General features: G+C 70.0%; 14 protein-coding genes. All 14 read left to right on the forward strand.

The features are described 5' to 3' along the window. Window positions 1-106: 106 nt before the first annotated feature. The 14 genes from ACSFBM_RS33180 (at window position 107) to tssH (ending at window position 21,919) form a co-directional block, all read left to right on the forward strand. Window positions 107-1,438, forward strand: coding sequence for a DotU family type VI secretion system protein (locus tag ACSFBM_RS33180; protein WP_435488191.1), 1,332 nt, complete (start codon window positions 107-109; stop codon window positions 1,436-1,438). Further along, window positions 1,435-5,037 carry a type VI secretion system membrane subunit TssM gene (tssM, locus tag ACSFBM_RS33185; RefSeq protein ID WP_435488192.1) on the forward strand — a complete coding sequence of 1,201 codons (3,603 nt, stop codon included), beginning with the start codon at window positions 1,435-1,437 and terminating at the stop codon, window positions 5,035-5,037. Before ACSFBM_RS33180 ends, tssM begins: the two co-directional genes overlap by 4 nt. Then, window positions 5,034-5,684, forward strand: coding sequence for a type VI secretion system-associated protein TagF (gene tagF, locus ACSFBM_RS33190; protein WP_435488193.1), 651 nt, complete (start codon window positions 5,034-5,036; stop codon window positions 5,682-5,684). Before tssM ends, tagF begins: the two co-directional genes overlap by 4 nt. A gap of 663 nt (window positions 5,685-6,347) precedes the next feature. Then, on the forward strand, window positions 6,348-8,285 hold the full coding sequence (locus tag ACSFBM_RS33195; RefSeq protein ID WP_435488194.1) for a protein kinase domain-containing protein: 1,938 nt from the start codon (window positions 6,348-6,350) through the stop codon (window positions 8,283-8,285). 57 nt (window positions 8,286-8,342) lie between these two features. Further along, window positions 8,343-9,929, forward strand: coding sequence for a murein transglycosylase A (gene mltA, locus ACSFBM_RS33200; RefSeq protein ID WP_435488195.1), 1,587 nt, complete (start codon window positions 8,343-8,345; stop codon window positions 9,927-9,929). Between the two features lie 23 nt (window positions 9,930-9,952). Beyond that, the gene (locus tag ACSFBM_RS33205; protein ID WP_435437768.1) at window positions 9,953-10,702 is read left to right on the forward strand and encodes a hypothetical protein; all 750 of its coding nucleotides are present in this window, start codon (window positions 9,953-9,955) and stop codon (window positions 10,700-10,702) included. Between the two features lie 28 nt (window positions 10,703-10,730). Next, window positions 10,731-11,876: a hypothetical protein gene (locus ACSFBM_RS33210; RefSeq protein ID WP_435488196.1), complete on the forward strand. Its 1,146-nt coding sequence runs from the start codon at window positions 10,731-10,733 to the stop codon at window positions 11,874-11,876. 269 nt (window positions 11,877-12,145) lie between these two features. Continuing rightward, window positions 12,146-14,119 carry a caspase family protein gene (locus tag ACSFBM_RS33215; protein ID WP_435488197.1) on the forward strand — a complete coding sequence of 658 codons (1,974 nt, stop codon included), beginning with the start codon at window positions 12,146-12,148 and terminating at the stop codon, window positions 14,117-14,119. Window positions 14,120-14,170: 51 nt separating this feature from the next. Beyond that, window positions 14,171-14,728: a type VI secretion system tube protein Hcp gene (locus tag ACSFBM_RS33220; protein WP_435488198.1), complete on the forward strand. Its 558-nt coding sequence runs from the start codon at window positions 14,171-14,173 to the stop codon at window positions 14,726-14,728. Between the two features lie 32 nt (window positions 14,729-14,760). Next, entirely contained in the window at window positions 14,761-15,597 is an 837-nt protein-coding gene (locus tag ACSFBM_RS33225) for a type VI secretion system accessory protein TagJ (protein ID WP_435437772.1), read from the forward strand. Beyond that, the gene (gene tssE / locus ACSFBM_RS33230) at window positions 15,590-16,105 is read left to right on the forward strand and encodes a type VI secretion system baseplate subunit TssE (RefSeq protein ID WP_435437773.1); all 516 of its coding nucleotides are present in this window, start codon (window positions 15,590-15,592) and stop codon (window positions 16,103-16,105) included. Before ACSFBM_RS33225 ends, tssE begins: the two co-directional genes overlap by 8 nt. A 7-nt stretch (window positions 16,106-16,112) precedes the next feature. Continuing rightward, window positions 16,113-18,005, forward strand: coding sequence for a type VI secretion system baseplate subunit TssF (tssF, locus tag ACSFBM_RS33235; protein ID WP_435488199.1), 1,893 nt, complete (start codon window positions 16,113-16,115; stop codon window positions 18,003-18,005). Then, the gene (gene tssG, locus ACSFBM_RS33240; RefSeq protein ID WP_435488200.1) at window positions 18,002-19,120 is read left to right on the forward strand and encodes a type VI secretion system baseplate subunit TssG; all 1,119 of its coding nucleotides are present in this window, start codon (window positions 18,002-18,004) and stop codon (window positions 19,118-19,120) included. The genes tssF and tssG overlap by 4 nt, the downstream gene beginning before the upstream one ends. A gap of 72 nt (window positions 19,121-19,192) precedes the next feature. Then, window positions 19,193-21,919, forward strand: coding sequence for a type VI secretion system ATPase TssH (gene tssH, locus ACSFBM_RS33245; RefSeq protein ID WP_435488201.1), 2,727 nt, complete (start codon window positions 19,193-19,195; stop codon window positions 21,917-21,919). The last annotated feature ends 287 nt before the right edge of the window (window positions 21,920-22,206 follow it).

The following is a 22,206-nucleotide window of genomic DNA, read 5'->3' on the forward strand; positions in this document are numbered from 1 at the left end:
CACTTCGTGTCGCTACGCCAACCCCCTTCCAGGGGGCAACACCAGCGGCCCGGCAAAGCCGGTTCCGCGGTGTTTCACGAACTGGTGCCCTCAGCGTGGAGCCATCATGAGCACACCTCCCGATCCCTTTGCGGCCTTCGAGTCCGAGCGCACGGTCATCAAGCCCAAGCCGCGCACGCCGGGCGGCATGCCGAGCGCACCGGCGAGCGCGCCGTTCTTCGGCGGTGCCGACCCGACGCCCGCCGCCGAGGTCGGCGAGCTCGGCCTGCTCAATCCGCTGGTCTCCGCCGCCGGCAAATTGCTGGTGCTGACGGCCAAGCTGCGCAACCTTGCGCAGCCGCCCAATGTGCCGGCGCTGCGAGCCTCCACCGCCGAAGCGGTCAACCAGTTCGACGCCGGCGCGCGCCGCGCCGGCGTGAGCAACGAATCGGTGCTGGCCGCGCGCTACGTGCTGTGCACCGCGCTCGACGAGGCGGTCGCCAACACCCCGTGGGGCGTGCAGGCCGGCTGGAACAAGCAGAGCCTGCTGGTGCAGTTCCACAACGAGACCTGGGGCGGCGAAAAGGTGTTCCAGCTGCTCGCCAAGCTCGCGCAGGACGTGCCCACGCACCGCCAGTTGCTGGAGCTGATCTACAGCGTGCTCGCGCTCGGCTTCGAAGGCCGCTACCGCGTGGTCGACAACGGCCGCGCGCAGCTCGACTCGGTGCGCCAGCGCCTGGCCGACCTGATCGCCAAAGACCGTCCCGCCGTGGAGCCCGAGCTCTCGCCGCACTGGCGCGGGCAGGGCGCGGGCACGGTGCGGCTGCGCGAGTCGCTGCCGCTGTGGGTTTTCGCGGCCGGCTTCGCGCTGCTGCTGGCGCTCGCATGGTTCGGCCTGCGGCTCACGCTGAACTACCGCTCCGACACGACCTATGCGGCGGTGTCCAGCCTGCGCGCGCCCAACCTGCAGATCGCGCCGCCCGCCCTGCCGGCGAAGACGCCGCGGCTGGCGCGTTTTCTCGAACCCGAGATCAAGCAGGGCCTGGTCACGGTGACCGACGAGGCCGACCGCAGCGTGGTGCGCCTGCGCGGCGACTCGTTCTTCGGCTCCGGCAGCGCCGAGCCCATGGCGCAGTCGCTGCCGGTGCTGCGCCGCATCGGCCAGGCGCTGGCCGAGGTGAAGGGCGAGGTGCTGATCACCGGGCACTCCGACAACCAGCCGATCCGCTCGCTGCGCTATCCCTCGAACTGGCACCTGTCGGCCGCGCGCGCCGACGCGGTGAAGGGCGCGCTCACCACCCTGGTCGACCCCGCGCGCATGCGTTCCGACGGCAAGGCCGACGCCGAGCCGGTGGCCGCCAACGACACGCCCGCCAACCGCGCGAAGAACCGCCGCGTCGACATCGTGCTGCTGAGCGAGCCCGACCGCGTTGCTGCCACCACCGGAGCGACGAAATGATCAAGAAAATCTTCGGCTTCCTGTTCAGCCCGTTGCTGCTGACACTGCTCGCGTTGCTCGTCGTCGCGGTGCTGGTGTGGTGGATCGGCCCGCTGGTGAAGATCGGCTCGCTCGCGCCGCTGGAGAGCGAAACCGTGCGCGCCGTCGTCATCGGCGTCATCGTGCTCATCGTGGTGCTGCGCGCGCTGTACCGCCGCTGGCGCGCGCGCCGTGCAAGCCAGCACCTGACAGACGGGCTCATGAAGGCGCCCGCCGCCAAGACCGGCGCTCCGGTCAACGGCGAGCAGCAGATCCTCGACACCCGCTTCAGCGAGGCCGTCGCCACGCTCAAGCAGATGCGCCTGCACGCCGCCGGCAAGAAGCCGGGCTGGCGCGACTGGATGTCGATCTCCGGCGGCAGCTACCTGTACGACCTGCCGTGGTACGTCTTCATCGGCGCGCCCGGCGCGGGCAAGACCACCGCGCTCGTCAACTCGGGCCTTTCGTTTCCGCTGGCCGAGAAGTTCGGCCCCGGCGCCATCCGCGGCGTGGGCGGCACGCGCAACTGCGACTGGTGGTTCACCGACGAGGCCGTGCTCATCGACACCGCGGGCCGCTACACCACGCAGGACAGCCACCAGTCGGAAGACAAGAGCGCGTGGGAAGGCTTCCTGGGCCTGCTGAAGAAGGCGCGCCCGCGCCGGCCGCTGAACGGCGTGTTCCTGACCGTGAGCGTGGCCGACCTGCTGAGTCAGGGCCCGGAGGCGCGCACCCAGCTCGCGGCCTCGATCCGCGCGCGCCTGCTCGAGCTCGACAGCAAGCTCACCACGCGCCTGCCGGTGTACGTGCTGGTCACCAAGAGCGATCTGCTCTACGGCTTCACCGACTACTTCGACGACCTCGGCAAGGAGCAGCGCGCGCAGGTCTTCGGCTTCACGCTGCCGGCCGACGAGAACGTGCAGCTGGAAGAAAAGGGCCTGTCCGAGGCCTTCCACCGCGAGTTCGCGCTGCTGCACAACCGCGTGAACGACGGTCTCATCGCGCGCATGCAGCGCGAGACCGACGGCACGCGGCGCGCGGCGATCTTCGGCTTTCCGGCCCAGTTCGGCTCCATCGGCTCGCTGCTGTCCGACCTGCTCGACCAGGTGTTCACCGGCTCGCGCTTCGCGCAGCCGCCGTGGGTGCGTGGCGTGTACTTCACCAGCGGCACGCAGGAGGGCAGCCCGATCGACCGCGTGATGGGCAGCCTGGCGCGCAGCTTCGGCATCGAGCGCGCGATGCTCGCACCGCAGAAGAGCAGCGGGCGCAGCTACTTTCTCACGTCGCTGCTGCGCGAGGTGGTGTTCCCCGAGCAGCGCCTGGCCGGCGCCGACGTGAAGCTGGAGCGCCGCCGCCACACGCTGCGCGTGGCCGGCGTCACCGCGATGACGCTGCTCACCGTCGGCCTGCTCGCGGCCTGGGGCTACAGCACGCTGCAGAACCTCAACTACCTGAAGTCGGTCGAGGCCCGCGTCGAGCCCGCGAAGCAGAACCTGGCCGCGCTGCCCGCGCGCGTGCAGAACCTGGTCGAGGTCGCACCCGTGCTGCAGAGCCTGCGCGACATCTGGAAGACGCCCGACAACCGCCAGGGCGACGAGCCGCTGTCGATGACGCTGGGCCTCTACCAGGGCGACAAGCTCGACGCCGCCGCCATGCTCACGCACCAGCGCGCGCTCAACGACGCCTTCCTGCCGCAGATCGCCAAGCGCATCGAGGACCAGTTGCGCACCGCGCAGAAGGACAACCTCGAGTTCACCTACGAGGCGCTCAAGAGTTACCTGATGCTCTACCAGCCCGAGCACTTCGACCCCGAGGCGCTCAAGGCCTGGATCACGCTGGACTGGTCGCGCAACCTCGACCGCGGCATTCCCGAGGACCAGCGCAAGGCGCTGGAAGACCAGCTCGACGTGCTCATCGCGCAGGGCCCGCCGCGCTCGCCGCTCAAGATGGACGAGAACCTGGTGCGCAGCGTGCGCGCCGTGCTCGCGAGCTACCCGCTGGAGCAGCGCGTGTTCAGCCGCTTGAAGCGCCAGCGCGCCACCAAGGACATTCCGGCCTTCAGCGTGGCCACGGCCACCGGTCCCTCGGGCCCGCTGGTGTTCGAGCGCATCAGCGGCAAGTCGCTGACCGAGGGCGTGCCGGGCATGTTCACCTACGACGGCTACCACAAGCGCTTCCAGAACGAGGTGACGGTGCTCACCGGCCTGCTGGCCAACGAAGACCCGTGGGTGCTGGGGCAAGACCGCAACGCGGCCGACCGCCTGCGCGACGTGGCCGCGCTCGGTGCGCTGACCGACCGCGTGCGCCGCCTGTACCTGGAGGAATACGTCAAGCAGTGGGAAGCGCTGCTGGCCGACGTGCGCCTGATCCGCGCCACCGGCCTGGAGAAGAACATCGAGACCGCGCGCATTCTTTCGGGCGTCGATTCCCCGCTCGCGAACTTCCTGCGCGCGGTGGTCAAGCAGACCACGCTGATCCCTGCGGCCGACGCCAACAAGGACGTGGTCAGCAAGGCGACCGAGACGGTGCGCAACACGCGCAAGGGCCTGGAAGACCTGTTCGGCAGCGACCCCGGCCGCCAGGTGGCACCGGGCAAGCGCATCGAGAGCATCGTGGACGACCGCTTCGAATCGCTGCGCCGCCTCGTCACCGCCGGCGGCCCCAACCAGCCGGCACCCATCGACGATGCGCTCAAGCTCTTCAACGAGGTGTACGTGTACCTCAACGCGGTCGACACGGCCGTGAAGGGCCGCACCTCGCCGCCGCCCGGCGACGTGGCCGGCAAGCTCAAGTCCGACGCGGGCCGGCTGCCCGAGCCCGTGCGCTCGATGGTCGAGAACCTCAGCCAGTCGGGTGCCGCGCAGGCGCAGACCGCCGAGCGCGGTAACCTGAGCCAGGACCTGCGCCCCGTGGCCGAGTTCTGCGCACGCGCCATCGCGGGCCGCTACCCCTTCGTGGGCACCAGCAAGCGCGACGTGCTGCCCGAAGACTTCGGCCAGATGTTCGGCCCCGGCGGCCTGATGGACGACTTCTTCCAGAAGCGCCTGGCCGCGCTGGTCGACACCAGCACCAAGCCCTGGCGCTACAAGCCCGTGGCCGAGCGCGGCGCCGTCACCACGCAGGCGCTGGCGCAGTTCGAGCGCGCCGCGCGCATCAAGGACATCTTCTTCCGCGGCGGCGGGCGCGGCCCGTCGATGCGGCTGGACTTCAAGCCCGTGGAGATGGACGCGGGCATCACGCAGTTCATCCTCGACGTCGACGGCCAGCTCGTGAAGTACGCGCACGGGCCGGTGGTGCCGATGGCCGTGCAGTGGCCGGGGCCCAAAGGCAGCAACCAGGTGCGCATCCAGGTGAGCCCGCCTTCGACCACCGGCAGTTCGGGTGCGGCGGTGGACGGGCCGTGGGCGTTGTTCCGTGCGCTGGACGACGGGCAGCTCGAGGCGGGCGATGCACCGGAGAAGTTCTTCATCACCTTCCAGGTGGGTGCGCGCAAGACACGCTTCGAGGTGACGACGAACAGCGTGCAGCATCCGATCCGCTTGCGCGAACTGCGGGAGTTTTCCTGTCCGGAGGGGCTGTGAACCTGGCCTCTTCTTCCCTTTTCATTTCGGCGGAGCTTCCCGGGTGGTACGGCAAGTTGCCGGGCATGGGGGACTTTGCGCACCGGCGCTTGCCCGAGTCGTTTCGCGCAGTGTGGGACGCGTGGCTGCAGCGCGGGTTGGCGCGGCTTCGGGAGCGGCATGCGGACTGGACCGAGCGGTATCTCGAGGCGCCGATCTGGTGCTTTGCACTGGGCCCCCGGGTGGTCGGCGAGCGTGCGTGGATCGGGGTGTTGATGCCTTCGGTCGATGGGGTGGGGCGGTACTTTCCTTTCACGCTGGCTGTGGAGCTGGATGCGTCGGCGGGGACATCGCTGCGGGGCGAGGCGCTGGGTGTGGCGCTGCGGTGGTGGGGGCTTGCGACGCTGGCTGCGTTGGAAGGGCTCGAAGGGGATCTGGATGCGCTGCGGTTCGATGCGGTGCTGCAGCGGTTGTTTGTTGCTGCCGAGGCTTCCGAGGCCTCCGAGGCCTTGAGGAGCACCGTCGAGGTTGTTGCTCTGCCTGCGGCGGGGGCTTCTGTGTGGCTGGGGGATCCTTCGGTGGTCGAAGGGGTTCGGATGCTGAGTGCCGGGCTGCCTCTGGACGCGCAGTTCGAGGGCTTGTTTCTTGGCTTTGCGGAGGAGGGGTGAGATGAACGCTGCTCTTTCTCTTGTCTTCCGAGGCCGGGTCTCGCCCCGGCAGGCGACTTACTTTCTTTTGCTTCGCCAAAAGAAAGTAAGCAAAGAAAAGGCGACCCTGCTGGCTGCGTCCCTCCGCTTCGCTACGGGCAACCTGCGGTGCTCACGTTTCGCGGGGTCTCGCAGAACTCGCTTCGCTCAAACAGCTGCGAGCCCTGACCCGCGAAACGCTGCGCTCCTCGGCGCATCCAGAAGGGTGGGGGCCCAACGGGCCATCGCTGCGCTCGGCGCCGGAATATCCAAAAGCGTCCAGCGTCAGCACTGCCGCCGGCATCCTCGATGCCAACCGTTGCAGGCGCGAAGCGCTTGCAACGGCTTGGTGGCCGAGCGAAGCGATGGCCTGTGTGGTTTGCACTTCCCCTCTGGCTGCGCCGAGGAGCGGAGCGTTTCGCGGATCAGGGCTCGCCCTTGTTTGAGCGAAGCGAGTTTGGGCGAGACCCCGCGAAACGTGAGCACCGCAGGTTGCCCGGAGCGAAGCGCAGGGTCGCAGACAGTGGGGTCGCCTTTTCTTTGGCTACTTTCTTTTGGCGAAGCAAAAGAAAGTAGCTCGCCTGCCGGGGCGAGACCCGGCCTCGGGAAGCAACCCCTCATGCCAGTTCAAAAAGGAGCCAGTCGATGACCGACTCCAACAAGCAAGACGACCGCACCCGAGTAATGCCCAGGTCGCCAACCCCAACGACCACAGGCGACACCTCCGCCACAGTCATCACAGCCGGCGCAGCCACCAGCCTCCCAGGCAACCCGCAAGCCACAGCAAGCCACGACGCAGGCCTGCTCCCCGTAGGCAGCCGCCTCGCAGAATTCGAAGTCACCAAAGTCATAGGCCAGGGCGGCTTCGGCGTCGTCTACGAAGCCTGGGACCACACCCTCGAACGTGTCGTGGCCATCAAGGAATACCTGCCGACCTCGCTGTCGACCAGGCAGCAGGACGGCACCGTCGTCCCCCTGTCGGAAAGACACAGGGAAACCTTCGACCTCGGCATGCGCAGCTTCATCAACGAAGCCCGCCTGCTCGCTCAGTTCGACCACCCGTCGCTCCTGAAGGTCTACCGCTTCTGGCAAGAAAAAGGCACCACCTACATGGTCATGCCTTTCTACAGGGGCGACACGCTCAGGGAGGCCCTGGTAGCCATCCCCGCAGGCGTCGACGAGGCCTGGCTCATCCGCATCATGGACGGCGTCACGCAGGCGCTGGCGGTGATGCACAACGCCAACTGCTACCACCGCGACATCGCGCCCGACAACATCATCCTGCTCGAAGGCTCGGGCCGCCCGGTGGTGCTCGACTTCGGCGCCGCGCGCCGCGTGATCACCGACAAGACGCAGGCCATCACCGTCATCCTCAAGCCCGGCTACGCACCCATCGAGCAGTACGCCGAGATGCCCGACATGTCGCAGGGTGCGTGGACCGACGTGTACGCGCTCGCGGCCGTGATGCACGTGGCCGTGTGCGGCCGCGCGCCGCCGCCTTCGGTGGCGCGCCTGCTGTCCGACAGCTACGTGCCGCTCGCGAGCAACGAGATCCTGCGCCAGCGCTACAGCCTGCGCCTGCTCGAGGCGATCGACGCGGGCCTGGGCGTGCGGCCCGAGCAGCGGCCGCAGTCGATGGCCGAGCTGCGCGAAGCGCTCGACCTCGACACCGGCCACAGCATCGCGCCGACGCCGCGCACGCAGCCGCCGCGCCGCGCCGCAGAGACGACGAACGCCGACGCGGCGACCGTCATCGCCAGCGGCAACAAGGCCACCAGCAAGGCGGGCGGAAAGACGCCGTCGCCGGCCCCTGCGTCCGCAGGCAGCAACAGCAACGCAGGCAAGGGCAACAAGACGGTGGCCGCACTCGCATCGGTCGCCGTCCTCGCGGCGGCAGCCGGCGGCGGCTGGTGGTGGCTGCAGGGGCGCGCGGGCAGTGGCGCGGAAGGCAACGGCGGCAAGCCGCCCGTCGCCGTCACGCAGCAGCAGCCGCCGCAGCAGCAGCAGCAACCCGACACCCAGGTCGCGCAAGCCCCTGCACCGCCGCCGCCACCACCGCCCCCGCCGGCACCGCGCACGCCCACCGAATCGCTGCAGTCCCTCTCGGCCGGCGCCGCCGCGGGCTTCGACGTGACGGCCGCACCGAAGAAGCCCGAAGTGACCATCGGCAAGGACCGCCTGGCCTTCGAGGTGCGCAGCAAGCGCGAGGGCTTCGTCTACGTGTTCCTGCTGTCCAGCGGCGGCGAGATGTTCCTGCTGTTTCCCAACCTGCTGGACAAGTACAACAAGATCACCGCCGGCGGCGCGCTCTCGCTGCCGCGCGCCTCGTGGCCGATGGACGCCGGCGGCCCGGCCGGCACCGACCAGTTCGCGGTGCTGGTGAGCGAGCACGAGCGCGACTTCACCGCCGCGGGCGTGCAGAACGACGGCGTGTTTCCGGTGTTTCCGCTGCCGGTGCTCGCCGCGCTGGAGGCCACGCGCGGCACCGGTCCCTCGCCGCTGCTGGGCAAGCCCGTGTGCGGGCCTGGCGCGCCATGCAACGACGTGTACGGCGTCGCGAATTTCAAAATCGTCGAGAAGTAATCGTCTGCACAGCGTCGGCCTTTCCCGGGCCGCCGTTCTTCGGACAAGGAGGCTTTCATGAACACCCCGCAGCAGCAACGCGTCGTTTTCGCCGTTCCCGCGCTTCGATGGGCCGCGGCCGCCGCCATGGCCTGCCTGGCCGGCTGTGCCGTGCCGCCACCGGCGGCCAACACCGCCACCACGGCCACCACGCCCGACGCCGCCGCCCCGCGCCCGTCGGCGCCCGCCGGCGCCAGCGTGGCGGGCCAGGCGCGCACCTTCTCCACGCAGCTCGCCACCTACACCTCGGTCGGCTTCGACGCGGTGCCGGGCTGGTCGCGCGACGATTTCTCCGAGAGCTGGCCCGCCTTCCTCGGCAGCTGCAAGGTGCTCACCGGGCGCGGCGCCGAATGGAAGGACGTGTGCGCCCGCGCGCTCAAGGTCGACGGCAAGAGCACCAACGCCATCCGGGGCTTCTTCGAAAGCGAGTTCTCGGCCTACCAGATCCGCGACGACGACCGTCGCCCCGACGGCGTGGTCACCGGCTACTTCGAGCCCGAGATTGCGGGCGCCCGCCAGTACGGCGCGCCGTTCATCTACCCCGTGTACGGCCAGCCGGAAGACATGCTGTTCGCCGATGCGCGCAAGCTGCCCGCGGGCAACGGCACGGTGGCCGCGCGCGTGGAAGGCCGCAACGTGGTCGTGCAGACCGGCCTGAGCACGCGCGACATGGGCGCGCCGGGCCTGTATGCGCTCGACCTCTCGGGCATTGCGCGCGACACGCTCGACCGCAAGGTGCGCCTGCGGGTCGAGGGCAAGCAGCTGCTGCCGTACTACACGCGCGAAGAGATCGAGACCAAGGGCGCGCCCAACGCCAAGGTGCTGGCCTTCGTGAGCAGCGCCACCGCGCTGTACGAGATGCAGATCCAGGGCTCGGGGCGCATCAAGATGGTCAACGGCGACATCGTGCGCGTGGCCTATGCCGAGCAGAACGGCCAGCCCTTCCGCCCGACGATCGCGCAGGCCGCCAACGGCAAGCCGCGCAGCGCGGTGAAGGTGCGCGGCTCGTCCATCGAGCTGCAGCTCGACGACGGCGATGACGACGACGTGGGCGCGGTCGACAGCGGCGTGATCCGCACGCGCGGCTTCACGCTCGCGCGGCCGGTGGCCAGCGGCCCGGTGGTGGTGCCGGGGCGGCGCACGGCCGGCGGGGTGGCGGGCTCGGGCATCAAGGACCCGAGCTACGTGTTCTTCAAGGAGGCCACCTCGCCCGTGGGCGGGCCGGTGGGGGCCTTCGGCGTGCCGCTGTCGGCGGGGCGCTCGATTGCGGTGGACCCGCGCAGCACGCCGCTGGGCTACCCGGTCTTCGTGTCCACGCGCACCCCCGGCAGCGGCGCGCCGATGCAGCGCCTGACGATTGCGCAGGACACCGGCGGCGCCATCCGCGGCGCGGTGCGGGCCGACTATTTCTTCGGCAACGGCCAGCAGGCCGCGACCAACGCGCGCCGCATGAAGGAGCGCGGCCAGCTGTGGATTCTTCTGCCGCGCGGCCTGGCGGTGGCGCAGGCCGCGGTGTCGTCCACCATCCGCACGCGCGGCGCCGCGGTGGGGGCGGACCTGCCGCAGTGCCTGGTGCCTTCGGAAGGCAGCTGCGTCGACGACTGACCGACCGGGCGCCTCGAACCGCCATGCAGGAAACCCTTTCGTCCGCCGAGAGTTCTGAACTCGTCCGCCTGTGGCGGCGCAGGCAGACGCTGTCGCCGCACGACATGGGCGCCATGTACCGCATCGTGGGCGAGGCGCTGGGGGCCTGCAACCCGCCCGAGCTGCAGGTGCTGGGCGAGGGCCGGCAGGAGCTGGTGGCGCAGTTCATCTACGTGAAGGTGCTGCGGCTCGATGCCGACCCCGACGAGGCCGACGAACGCGCGGGCCACAGCGCGCCGTCCACCGCCTTCGCGCTGTGCGCGTACTTCCGCCGCTACCTCATCGACTGCACGCGCGCGAGTTCCTTTCGCCGCAAGCTGTCCATCGGCGAGCAGATCACCGAGGCGCAGCTCGAAGACGAAGTCGGCGCGGGCGAGGACATCGAGGGCTGCCTGGCCGAGCACGGCCTGAGCGCGCAGCGCGTGCAGCTGGCCGCGCGGGCCTTCATCGCCGAACTGCCCGAGCCCGAGCGCCTGCTGCTGTGCGAGGGCTTCGGCAAGGAGGCCGAGGGCGGGTTGTCGGGTATCGCGTCGCGCCACGCCATTGCGTCGTACCACTACCGCGCGGGCCGCCTGGGCCTGGTGCACAAGCGCGAGGGGCTGACGGCCGACTACGCGAAGACCCGGCTCGGCGGCTGGATCCAGCAGACGCTGGGCATCGCGCTGGAGCCCGACAACATGGGCGCGATCCTGCAGGTTTTCAAAATCCTGGGTGCTGAAGCGTCTTATGCCTGAAGACATAGCCATTCAGGAACAGACGCCCATGACCCACGACCTCTGGCCCCCGCTCAGCGTGATCCGCAACGCGCTCGAAACCGGCGCGGCCGTGCCCGACGCCGAAGCGGACGATGTGCCCGGTGCGGTCGTCGTGGCCCTGCCGGGCGCGGTCCGCGGAACGAGGGCCGAACCCGTACCGAAGGCCCACGCCTCCGACCTGCTGCTGCCGCTGGACGAACTGGCAAGGCGCCGCGAGGCGGTCACGCGGCGCGCCTTCCCGGCGCGCTGGGCGCCGGGCCGGCTGGTCAGCGTGGTGCATGAAGGGCGGCTGCTCGGCGTGCTGCTCGACCGCTGCATCCACGGCGAGCTCTGGCAGGGCTGGATGGCCGCCGCCGAGGCCGACTGGGCCGGCGCCTTCGACGTGCTGCTGGAGCCCGGCGACGAGCCCTTCGAGCCGATGTTCGGCGTCGTGCAGACCTGGAACGTGCTCACGCTCGAACCCCGGGCGCAGCTGTGCGCGCGCGTGCTGGGCGAGCTGTCGGCCACGCGGCTGGCGGCGATCCGCGCGGTGCACGACGAATGGGCCGCGCACGCCGCGCCGGACATCGCGCCCGAGCCGGGGCGCATCGCGCTGCGCACCGTGGGTGGTGTGTTCTCCGTGCTGTCGGGCACGCCGCTCGGGCCGCAGGACCCGCGGGCCGACTACCAGGGGCTGTACCGCAATGCGGGGTTGGCGTTGAGCGGGGCGCTGGTGCAGCCGCGGGAAGAGGGCACCGAGCCGTCCACGCGCGCACGGCCGCAGCCGCGGCCCGAAGGCGGCTGGTGGGGCAGCATCCGCCGCTGGTTCGGTGCGGAAGGCTGGGCGCGCCCGGCGTTCGTGGTGCTGGCGGTGTGCGTGCTGGTGCAGAACATCGGGCTGCTCGGCGGGCGCGATGCTGGCGAAGAAGACGAGGTGCGCTTTCGCGCCGTGCCGACCGCGCCCGCAAGGGCCGACCTGGTGGTGCGCTGGAAGGAAGGCGTGCGCATGGACGAGGCCGACCGGCTGCTGCAGTCGATCTCGGCGGACGTGGTGGGCGGGCCCGGTGGGGGCGGTGCATGGCTCCTGCGTGTGCCGGAGCCGGTGGACGCGCTGGCGGTGCTGGCGGATTCGCCGCTGGTCGAGTCGGCCGGGCCGGTGTCGCAACGGCCATGACACGCGCCGCAGTGCCTTCGCGTTTCTCCCTCCCCCGCTGGGGGAGGGCAGGGGTGGGGGCGAGCGGCGCATCCATCGAGCGCTCTGCCTGCCCCCATCCCAGCCTTCCCCCAGAGGGGGAAGGAGCCATGCCTTCCTCCCTCCCCCGTTGGCGGAGGGTCGGGGTGGGGGCAAGCGGCGTATCCATCGAGCGCTCTGCCTGCCCCCATCCAAGCCTTCCCCCAGAGGGGGAAGGAGCAAGGCAACTGCGCTGGCTGCAGGCGCTGCTCGTGCTGTGGTTGCTTGCCTGCGGCAGCCTTGCCTTCGCCACGCCGCGCGCGCTGCTCGTCGGCGTCTCCGAACTCGTCAACCAGCCGCAGGTCCTGTGGCTGCAGGCACCGCGCAACGACGTGATGCTGATGCGCGACGCGCTGCTCAGGCAAGGCTTCACCGCTCCCGACATCACCGTGCTGGCCGACGGCGTCGGCGGCGCCGCGTTGCCCGAATCGCAAGCCATCCACGAAGCCCTCGCGCGCCTGCTGGCCCAGTCGAAAAGCGGCGACTTCGTGCTGCTGTATTTCTCCGGCCACGGCACCCGCCTGCGCGACACCGCCAAGCGCTACCAGGAGCCCGACGGCCTGTCCGAGAACTTTCTGGCGCGCGACGTGCGCGGCACGCTCGGCGCCGACACGGTGCTCACCGGCGACCTGCGCGATGTGGACTTCGACGCGTGGATCCAGTCCTTCCTTGCGAAGAACGTGTTCATCGCCTCCGTGTTCGACACCTGCTCCGCCAACTCCATGACGCGCGGCGCGGTCGATGTGCCCGCCACCGCCGAAGGCCCGCCCGACGACGAGGTGCGCTGGCGCGGCCTGCGCGCGACGCAGCTCGTGGGCGGCGATGCACCCGCGCGCGCAACGCCGGTGCCCCTGCCCGCCGACGCCGTTCCCCGCGCCCGCTACGTCGCCTTCTTCGCCTCCGAGAGTCACCAGATCACGCCCGAGCTGCGCCTGCCCCGCAAGGCGCGCAATGCCCGCCCGCAGGGCCTGCTGACCTGGGCCGTGGTCGAGGCGCTGTCGCGCAGGCCCGCCACCTGGCGCGACCTGTTCGACGGCGTGCTCGCGCTGTACCCGCCGGTCATCGACGAACTGGCGCAGCGCTTTCCCACGCGCGAGCTGCCGTCGCCCGTGGCCGAAGGCAACCTCGACGCGCCGCTGTTCGCCAACAGCGCCGCGCCCGCGTCCACGCGCCCGGTGTGGCGCGCGCAGCGCAGCGGCGACAGCCTGTCGGTCAAGGCCGGCCTGCTCGACGGACTGGCGCAGCAACAGGAGGTGCGCGTGCTCGCCACGCTCGACGACGGCGCGGTGCGCAGCGCCGCGGCCACTGTCGCGCAGATCAAGCTGGGCGGTGCGTGGCTTGCGCTGCCCGCGGCATTGAAGGAGGTGCCGGGCAGCGCCTTCTGGAGCGTCACGCCCTTGGGCGAACCCGCCGCCACCGCCTTGCGCGTGCGCGCCGACAGGCCCTTGCCCGCCGGCCTGAGCCTGGACTACCCGGCCGCGATCCGCACGGCCGACGAGGCATCGGGCGCCGACGTGCGCTGGACCGACCTCGGCCCCGCGGGCCATCGCATCGAACTGCTTGCGCCGCTGTTCGGCACCGCGGTGTCCACCGTGGTCGTGCCCGACACCGCTGCGCTGCGCCGCCGCCTGCAGGCCCTGGCGCAGCTCAAGTGGCTTGGCCAGCTGCAGGCCTACGGCAGCGGCGGCCAGCTCGACGGCTTCGACGCCGCGCTCGAAGTCTGGAACGCCGGCAACCTGCTGCGCAGCGTGAGCGTCGCGCAGGCCGCCAGCGTGCTGCCTTTGCTGCGCACGGGCGAGCGCATGCGCCTGAGCGTGCGCAACACCAGCGGCCGCTCGCTCGACCTCGTCATCGCCGGCATCGACGCGCGCGGCACGCTGCAGTCGGTGTACCCCGACGCGCTCGGCGAAACCAACCGCTTCAAGCGCGGCACGCCCGAGCAGCCGGCGGTCCAGCGTTTCGAGCTGCCCTGGCTCGACGCGGCCGGCGACGCGCGCCTGCTGGTCATGGCCGCGCCCGTCACGCCTTACAGCGCGCCGCGCCTGTTCGGCGTGAGCTTCACGCAGGCCGATGTGTCGCAGGTGCGCGTGCGTGGCGGGCAGCCGCCGCCCGAGCGCGGCGAGCGCGAGGTCTTTGCCGCGCTGCTGCGGCGCGGCGGCACCACGGACAGCGGGGCGCGGCCATGAGGCCCGGACCCCGCAGCCCGGTTCAGTCTTTTTCCGAACAACGGAGGTGATATGGCATTTATCGACGACGGCTCCTGGAGCCCTGAAGATGCGCGGCAGTTCTACGAGTTGGTGGGCGCCGGCTCGGCCGACACCGACCTGGTCATGATGATCGAGAGCAAGGGCGCGCCGGTCGAAGGCGAGCTCGAGCGCTCGTTCGAGGACGGCAAGGCGCGCCTGAACATCGGCGGCTACTACTGGTCGGTGCAGGTGCCGGAGTCTTCCGCGCAGAACCAGGTGGTGCCCAACAACCTGATCGTGGCGCGGCGCAGCGACGCGGCCACCGCCACGCTCGCGAGCCTGCTGCGCGCGCAGGAGAAAGACCTGAAGGTGGTCATCAGCGCCTTCAAGTCGGGCGGCGACCAGCGCGCGCCCGACGCGCAGTCGACCTTCGAGATGGTGCTGGAGAACGCGCGCATCTGCCGCCTGGTGCTCAACTCCGGCGGCAACTGGGGCGTGCCCTCGGAGCTGATCTCCATCAGCTACCGCACGGTGAAGATCAGGTCGGCCCCGCAGAAGACGACCGGCGCGCGCGGCGCGGTGCGCGAATGCCAGTTCACCCGCGCCTGAACACACCCCGCACATCGCAAGGAACACACGCCATGACGACCGCCGCCGAATTCCTCAAGGCCGCCGACCCGGTGGCCGCCCTCCAGGCCCTGAGCGACGATGTGCGCGCCAAGCCGGCCGACAGCAAGCACCGCGTGTTCATGGCGCAGCTGCTGTGCGTGCTCGGGCGGTGGGAGCGCGCGCTCAACCAGCTCACCGTCGCGGCCGAGCTGGACGCGCTGGCCGTGCCCATGAAGCAGGTGTACGGCGAAGCCGTGCGCTGCGAAGGCCTGCGCGCCGAGGTGTTCGCCGGCACGCGCACGCCGATGATCTTCGGCCAGCCCGACGAGTGGCTGGCGCTGCTCATCGAGTCGCTGCTGCGCGAGGGCCGCGGCGAAAGCGCACTGGCCGAAGACCTGCGCCAGCGCGCCTTCGACGGCGCCCCCGCCATGGCCGGAACCATCGACGGCACGCCCTTCGAATGGCTCGCCGATGCGGACATGCGCCTCGGTCCGGTGCTCGAGGCCTTCGTCAACGGCAAGTACTACTGGATTCCCTACGCGCGGCTCGCGCACATCAAGATCGAGCCGCCCGAAGACCTGCGCGACTGCGTGTGGATGCCTGCGCACCTGCAGTTCGAGAACGGCGGCGAAACCCTGGCGCTGATTCCCACGCGCTACGAAGGCACCGAGAAGAGCGAAGACGGCGAGCTGCTTCTCGCGCGCAAGACCGAGTGGCGCGAGCTGCGCCCCGAGGTATGGGCCGGCCACGGCCAGCGCGTGCTCGGCAGCGATGCGGGCGAGTACGCGCTGATGGACGTGCGCGAGATCCTGTTCACGCCGGCCGCCGCGTCTGGGGTCGAGGGCGCCGAGGGCGTTGTCGATGGCTGAGCTCACCGCGCAGGAGCGCCTGCAGCCTTCGCTGCTCGACCGCCTCGTCGACCACGCGCCCACCGAGCAACGCGAGGGCGACGACAAGCGCACGCTGACCCGGCAGGCGCTGCGGCAGGCTGTGCTGCGCGACCTGGGCTGGCTCTTCAATGCCACGGGCTACGGCCTTGCGATGGACGACAAGCAGTACCCGAACGTGGCGCGCTCGGTCCTGAACTACGGATTGCCTATGCTGTCTGGCCAGTTCACCTCGTCGGTGCAGCGTGTCAGCATGGAACAGGCTCTGAAGAACGCAATCCTGCAGTTCGAGCCGCGCATTTTGTCCCGCACCCTCGAAGTGGAACTCGTCATGGAAGGCGCCGCACTGGACTCCCACAACAGCATCGGCCTGCAGATCCGCGGCATGCTGTGGGCGCAGCCCGTGCCGCTCGAGTTCCTGATGCGAAGCCGAGTTGACTTGGAAGAAGGCCGCATAGAGATCGTGGACATGGCGCAAAACCCAAGGTGAGTCCGACATGGACCCTCGGCTGCTGAGCCTGTACGAGCAGGAACTGCGCTACTTCCGCGAAAGCTCCGCCGAGTTCGCGCGCGCGTTCCCGAAGATCGCGCACCGCCTGGGCATCGAGGGCCAGGAAGTGGCCGACCCGTATGTGGAGCGGCTCATCGAGGCCACCGCGTTCCTGTCGGCGCGCGTGGGCCTGAAGCTGGACGCCGAGTACCCGCGCTTCACGGGCCACCTGCTGGACATCGTCTATCCGCACTTTCTCGCGCCCACGCCGGCGATGGTGATCGCGTCGTTCGTGGCCGACCCCGACGACGCCAACCTCGCGACCGGTCCCACGCTGCCGCGCGGCAGCGGCCTGCGCGCGCGGCAGGCGGTGGGGCAGAACACGCACTGCGAGTTCCGCACCGCGAGCGCGCTGCGCATCTGGCCCGTCGAGATCCAGCGCGCGCAGTACTTCACCTACGCGCCCGACCTGCCGCTGAACACGCACCCGCAGTCGCGCGCCATTCGCGGCGGCCTGCGCATCGCGCTGCGCGCCACGGCGGGCCTGAACTTCAGCCAGATCGCGCTCGACGACCTGGTGCTGCACTTCAGCGGCGCCGAAGACGTGGCCTGGCAGCTGCACGAATGCGCGCTGGGCCAGCCCGTCGGCGTGCTGGTGCGGCCGCTCGCGCCCGGCGGTGCACTGCAAGGCACGGCCCGGAGCCTGCCGGCCAGCGCCATCGGCGCGGTCGGCTTCGAGGAAGACGAGGCCCTGCTGCCCACCACCGCCACCGGCTTCTCGGGCTTTCGGCTGCTGCAGGAGTACTTCGCCTTTCCGCAGCGCTTCCAGTTCGTGCGCATCGGCGGCCTGAAGGCGCTGCTCGCGGCCATGCCGGTGACCGAGGTCGAAGCCGTGCTGCTGTTCTCGCGCGGCGACGCGGCGCTCGAGAAGCTGGTGAGCGCCGACAACGTGCAGCTGCACTGCGTGCCGGCCATCAACCTGTTCACCAAGCGGCTCGACCGCGTGCCCCTGACCGAGGGCGTGAGCCAGTTCCACATGGTGCCCGACCGCACGCGCCCGCAGGACTTCGAGGTGCACACCGTCACCGAGGTCATCGGCCACGGCGCGCCCGGTGCCGACGCCACCGCGGCGGAGCAGGCGTTCCGGCCCTTCTATTCGGCCTTCCACGGCAGCCGCACCAGCCACCCCGCCTACTTCACCACCACGCGCGAGCCGCGCATGCTGTCGGTCCGCCAGCGCACCGAGGGCCATCGCAGCAGCCACATCGGCTCCGAGGTCTACATGCAGATCGTCGATCCGCAGCAGGCGCCGTATGCGGCGACGCTGCGCCAGCTGGCGGTGACCGCGCTGTGCACCAACCGCGACCTGCCACTGTTGATGCCGCTGGGCCGCGAGAACGACTTCGACTGCGTCGACTCCTTCCCCGTGCAGCGTGTGCGCATGGTGCGCGGGCCGTCGCGGCCGGTGTCGCCGGTGGTGAGCCAGGGCCTCGGATGGCGCGTGGTCGACCACCTCGCGCTCAACTACCTGTCGCTGTCCGACAGCACGCCCGAGCAGGGCGCCGCTGCGCTGCGCGAGACGCTGATGCTCTACGCGGTGCACGCGGACGAGATGCGCCAGAGCCAGGTGCGCGGCCTGCTGTCGGTCAAGAGCAAGCCGGTGGCGCGCCGGCTGCCGCTGAAAGGGCCGATCGCCTTCGGCCGCGGGCTCGAAGTGACGCTCGAGGTCGACAAGGACGCCTTCCACGGCCACAGCGCGTTCCTGTTCGGCGCCGTGCTCGCGCGCTTTCTGTCGCGCCATGTCGAGGTGAACCATTTCGTCGAGACCGTGCTGCGCGTGGCGGGCCGGGGCGAGACCATGCGCTGGAGGCCGTTGTGCGGGACGCGGCAGATTCTGTGAGCGCCGCCCGGCCGCCCGAAGGCGCTCGCCCCCTGGCCCGCGAGGGCGGAGGCGAGGTCCGCGAAGCGGCGAGCCCGGGGGAGTCGGTACGCACCCGGGTCGACGCGGCGCTGCGCGCCTGGTCGGCCGAGCCGTGGGCCTACGACTACTTCGCGGTGATGCGCCGGCTGGAATCGCTGGCCGGCACCACGCCGCGCTGGGGCCGCGCGCTGCTGCCCGGCGCCGAGCCGGTGCGCGTGGGGCAGGAGCCGTCGCTGTCGTTCGCGCCCGCCAGCTTCAGCCGCTTCGAGCCCGCCACCGCGCATTCGCCGCCGCGCCTGCGCCAGCAGTTCTTCGGCTACATCGGCCCCAACGGACCGCTGCCGGTGCACCTGAGCGACTTCATCCGCGAGCGCAGCCTGAACCACGGCGACCCGACATGGCTGGCTTTTCTGGACAGCTTCTCGCACCGCTTCTCGCTGCACTTCTACCGCGCCTGGGCGCAGTCTCGTCCGGCCGTGGCGCTGGACCGGCCGGGCGAAGACCGCTTTCGGCTGCAGGTGGGCGCGCTGGTGGGCATCGGCACGCCGGGGCGCACGCAGCGCGACGAGATCCATGACGACGCGCGCCTGCATTTTTCAGGCTGGCTCGCGCGCCGCGTGCACAACGTGGAGAGCGTGGAGCGTGTGCTGTGCAGCTACTTCGGCGTGCCCGTGACGCTGGAGCGCTGGGTCGGCCACTGGATGCGCCTGCCCACCGAAGAGTTCACGCGGCTCGGCCAGGGCGAGAGCTCCCGGTCGATGGGCATGGGCGCGATGCTGGGCACGCGCGCATGGGACCGCCAGCACCGCGTGCGGCTGCACCTGGGCCCGCTCACGATCGACCAGTACCGCATGTTCCTGCCGACAGGCGATGCGCGGCCCGTGCTGCAGCGCTGGATGCAGCAGCTGCTGGGCGACGAGCTCGAATGGGACGCCGAGCTCGCGCTCGAAAAGGCCCAGGTGCCGCCCACGCGCCTGGGCAGTGCCAAAGGCAACGCACCGCGCCTGGGCTGGGTCTCGTGGCTCGGCGAGCGGGCGCGCAGCCGCGATGCGGCCGACGTGCGCATCGGCAGTCAACAGGTGGGCGCGCGTTGATGCGGCCCGGCCTTTCAGTGCGTCTTTCAAACCACCCAGCTTCATTCGTCCAGAAGAGATACGGAGTCCTCCATGAGTGAAATCAGCCGCACCGCCCTGTTCGGAAAACTCAATTCGCTGGCCTACAAGGCCATCGAAGGCGCCACGGTGTTCTGCAAGATGCGGGGCAATCCCTATGTGGAGCTGGAGCACTGGTTCGCCCAGCTGCTGCAGGCGCAGGACTCCGACCTGCACCGCGTGATCCAGCACTACGGCCTGGACGTGTCGGTCGTCGCGAAAGACCTGACCGCCGCGCTCGACCGCCTGCCGCGCGGCGCCACCGCCATCAGCGACTTCTCGCCGCACATCGAGAACGCCATCGAGCGCGCCTGGACCTACGCCACCCTGCAGTTCGGCGAGGCGCAGGTGCGCACCGGCTACATCCTGGTGGGCATGCTGAAGACGCAGAGCCTGCGCAACCCGCTGTTCAATCTGTCGAAGCAGTTCGAGAAGGTCAAGGCCGAAGACCTGGCCGACAACTTCGCCAGGATCTGCGATGCGTCGCCTGAATCGCAGATGCGCGCGCAGGACGGCACCGGCTTGGGGCAAGGCGCCCCCGGCGAAGACTCGGGCGCGATGGCGCCGGCCGCCATGGGCAAGGGTGACGCGCTGAAGAAATTTGCCGTCGACCTCACGGAAAAAGCCAAGAAGGGCGAGATGGACCCGGTGACCGGGCGCGACGAAGAGATCCGCCAGATCGTCGACATCCTCATGCGTCGCCGCCAGAACAACCCGCTGCTGACCGGCGAGGCCGGCGTCGGCAAGACGGCGGTGGTGGAAGGCTTTGCGCAGCGCCTGGCGCGCGGCGACGTGCCGCCGCAGCTGAAGGACGTGAAGCTGCTCACGCTGGACATCGGCCTGCTGCAGGCCGGCGCGAGCATGAAGGGCGAGTTCGAGCAGCGCCTGCGCCAGGTGATCGACGAGGTGCAGAGCTCGCCCACGCCCATCATCCTGTTCATCGACGAGATCCACACGCTGGTGGGCGCGGGCGGCGCGGCCGGCACCGGCGATGCGGCCAACCTGCTCAAGCCCGCCCTGGCGCGCGGCAACCTGCGCACCATCGGCGCGACGACCTGGGCCGAGTACAAGAAGTACATCGAGAAAGACCCGGCGCTCACCCGCCGCTTCCAGGTGGTGCAGGTGCCCGAGCCCGACGAGGTGAAGGCGATATTGATGCTGCGCGGCGTGGCCAGCGTGCTGGAGAAGCACCACCGCGTGCAGCTGCTCGACGAGGCCATCGAGGCCGCGGTGAAGCTCAGCCACCGCTACATTCCCGCGCGGCAGTTGCCCGACAAGGCGGTGAGCCTGCTCGACACGGCGTGCGCGCGCGTGGCCGTGAGCCAGCACGCCACGCCGCCTGAAGTGGAAGACTGCATGCGCCGCATCGAGGGGCTCACGGTCGAGCAGGAGATCATCGGCCGCGAGGAGGCCATCGGCATCGACGTGACCAAGCGCGCGGCCCAGGTGAGCGCGCTGCTGGCGGAATCGAAGGTGCAGCTCGATGCGCTGAATGTGCGGTGGAAGGAAGAGAAGGGGCTGGTGGATCGGCTGCTTGAACTGCGTGCGCTGTTGCGCAAGGGGAGCCAGCCGGTGGATGCGAAAGGCGAGGGCGATGCCGGCGCCGCCGTGCCCCCACCTCAGCCATCCCCCAACGGGGGAGGGAGCGAAGACCGGGCCGCGCTGCTGGCCGAACTGCACGAGCTGCAGGCCAAGATCCAGGCGGTGCAGGGCGAGAGCCCGCTGATTCTTCCCTCGGTCGACGAGCAGGCCGTGGCCTCCGTCGTCGCCGACTGGACCGGAATTCCCGTCGGCCGCATGGTGAAGAACGAAGTGGAGGCGGTGCTGAAGCTCGCCGACACGCTCAACCAGCGCGTCATCGGCCAGAAGCACGGTCTGGAGATGATTGCGCGCCGCATCCAGACCTCGCGCGCGCGGCTGGACAACCCGCAAAAGCCCATCGGCGTGTTCATGCTGTGCGGCACCTCGGGCGTGGGCAAGACCGAGACGGCGCTGGCGCTGGCCGAGGCGCTGTACGGCGGCGAGCAGAACATCATCACGATCAACATGAGCGAGTTCCAGGAGGCGCACACCGTCTCCACGCTCAAGGGCGCGCCCCCGGGCTATGTGGGCTACGGCGAGGGCGGCATCCTGACCGAGGCGGTGCGCCGCCGGCCATACAGCGTGGTGCTGCTCGACGAGGTCGAGAAGGCCCACCCGGACGTGCACGAGATCTTCTTCCAGGTGTTCGACAAGGGCTGGATGGAAGACGGCGAGGGCCGCATGATCGATTTCAAGAACACGATCATCCTGCTCACCACCAACGCGGGCAGCGAGCTGGTGATGAGCATGTGCCGCGACCCCGAGCTGCTGCCCGATTCGAACGCGCTGGCCGATGCGCTGAAGGCGCCGTTGATGAAGGTGTTCCCGCCCGCGCTGCTGGGCCGCATCGTCACCATTCCCTATTACCCGTTGTCGCCGGACATGATGAAGAAGATCGTGCGGCTGCAGCTGGGCCGCATCAAGAAGCGCGTGGAAGCCAACCATGGCGTGCCCTTCGACTACAGCGAGGCGGTGGTGGACCAGGTGGTGGCGCGGTGCCAGGACCCGGAGTCGGGCGGGCGCGTGATCGACGCGATCCTTACCAACACGGTGTTGCCGACGATCTCGGTCGAGTACCTGCAGCGGCTGGCTTCCGGTGGGGAAATTCGCCGTGTTGCGCTCGATGTGAAGGACGCGGACTTCACTTACGCCTTCGACTGAAATGAACAGCTGCTTTTCGTTGTGTCGCTGCAGGGTTCATTCGGGGCGCACTCACGCCGACGGGGTGCCTTGCTCCGCGAATGTCCCCCGGGGCTGCGCCCCTCCTCCTTTATTTCGCTGCGCAAGGCACCCCATCGGCGTGAGAGTTGTCAGCAGCGGTGGTCGATCAGCGGTTCACCCGCTGCGTGTCCAGGTGCACAGGGCGTCGGGTGCTCCCCGCAGCGAAATAAAGGAGGAGGGCGAAGCCCGGGGGACATTCGCGGAGGGGAGTACCCGGCGGCCTGTGC

The organism is Variovorax pasteuri, from assembly GCF_051216435.1.
Lineage (GTDB): Bacteria > Pseudomonadota > Gammaproteobacteria > Burkholderiales > Burkholderiaceae_C > Variovorax.

Coding starts and splice junctions, on each gene's coding strand:
- tssM (WP_435488192.1), top strand. CDS start 1,435: ATGATCAAGAAAATCTTCGGCTTCCTGTTCAGCCCGTTGCTGCTGACA.
- ACSFBM_RS33210 (WP_435488196.1), top strand. CDS start 10,731: ATGACCCACGACCTCTGGCCCCCGCTCAGCGTGATCCGCAACGCGCTC.
- ACSFBM_RS33220 (WP_435488198.1), top strand. CDS start 14,171: ATGGCATTTATCGACGACGGCTCCTGGAGCCCTGAAGATGCGCGGCAG.
- ACSFBM_RS33180 (WP_435488191.1), top strand. CDS start 107: ATGAGCACACCTCCCGATCCCTTTGCGGCCTTCGAGTCCGAGCGCACG.
- ACSFBM_RS33195 (WP_435488194.1), top strand. CDS start 6,348: ATGACCGACTCCAACAAGCAAGACGACCGCACCCGAGTAATGCCCAGG.
- tssH (WP_435488201.1), top strand. CDS start 19,193: ATGAGTGAAATCAGCCGCACCGCCCTGTTCGGAAAACTCAATTCGCTG.
- tssF (WP_435488199.1), top strand. CDS start 16,113: ATGGACCCTCGGCTGCTGAGCCTGTACGAGCAGGAACTGCGCTACTTC.
- ACSFBM_RS33205 (WP_435437768.1), top strand. CDS start 9,953: ATGCAGGAAACCCTTTCGTCCGCCGAGAGTTCTGAACTCGTCCGCCTG.
- mltA (WP_435488195.1), top strand. CDS start 8,343: ATGAACACCCCGCAGCAGCAACGCGTCGTTTTCGCCGTTCCCGCGCTT.
- ACSFBM_RS33225 (WP_435437772.1), top strand. CDS start 14,761: ATGACGACCGCCGCCGAATTCCTCAAGGCCGCCGACCCGGTGGCCGCC.
- tssE (WP_435437773.1), top strand. CDS start 15,590: ATGGCTGAGCTCACCGCGCAGGAGCGCCTGCAGCCTTCGCTGCTCGAC.